Origin of the sequence: Streptococcus oralis, from assembly GCF_001075875.1 — a bacterium.
Classification (GTDB): Bacteria; Bacillota; Bacilli; order Lactobacillales; family Streptococcaceae; genus Streptococcus; species Streptococcus oralis_I.
Genome location: NZ_JUOS01000133.1, coordinates 1 through 873 on the forward strand (window position 1 = coordinate 1; position 873 = coordinate 873).

1 protein-coding gene is annotated in these 873 nt (G+C 33.6%); it reads right to left on the bottom strand.

Annotation, left to right across the window (positions count from 1 at the left end):
- The coding region (locus ADM33_RS07620; RefSeq protein WP_049504252.1) for an accessory Sec-dependent serine-rich glycoprotein adhesin at positions 1-428 on the bottom strand (428 nt) is incomplete at its 3' end.
- Positions 429-873 lie beyond the last annotated feature (445 nt).

The following is an 873-nucleotide window of genomic DNA, read 5'->3' on the forward strand; positions in this document are numbered from 1 at the left end:
GCTGATGTAGAAGCACTCTCACTGATAGAAGTTGATGCTGAAACAGAAGCTTGTTGCTCATCATCTTTATTAACAGTTCCCAAGACAGCTTGGTCCGAAGTAGCTAAAACATCGGCACTCTCTACTGTTTTCTCAACTGCTGTCTGTTCATTAGCATAAACATGAGATTGAGTAGCAATCCCTCCACCTATAACCGTTCCAGCGGCAGCTATACCTTTGAGAATATCTAGTCCCGTTATAGTAGTTGATACTCGATCTTCTACCACTTCAGTTGTAACTTGAGCCGTGTCAACCCCCCCACGAATGACTTTAAACAATCCAAAAAGCGAAGTAGAAGCTCGTAACCAGTGCTTCCCTGACTTAATTAATTTATATCTCGTAACTCGATCTGTTTCTCTGTATCGTCCTTCTTGACGTCTAAAAAACATAAATTCTTCTCCTTGAGTACATTTTTATCGCAAAAATAAAAATAATTCTTAGAGAGTTGTGATATCTTTTATTACCTTTAATTGTTGAAATAAAAGATGTAAACACCCGGTATCTCTCTAAAAAAATCTGATCTATACCATTTTTTTGCATCATTATATTATAGCACATTTTAGAGAATTATGTCCAAACATTCAAACTTAAAACACACCTATAATATCTCTATATTTTCAGATTGTTCTGTATTTGATTGTTATTTATAGAATTACTGAATCTTATATGTCTACTTTACTGTAATTGATGTTTAAAAACTAAAAAAACAAGAAGTTTTAGGTCAATATCTCTGAAAATTTACATACAAAAAAGCCGCCTGATTGGGCGACTTAATTTTTATAGGGAGATTATTATGAAAAAGTTTTAGGAGTTAAAGTTAAGGTCTTCTTAACT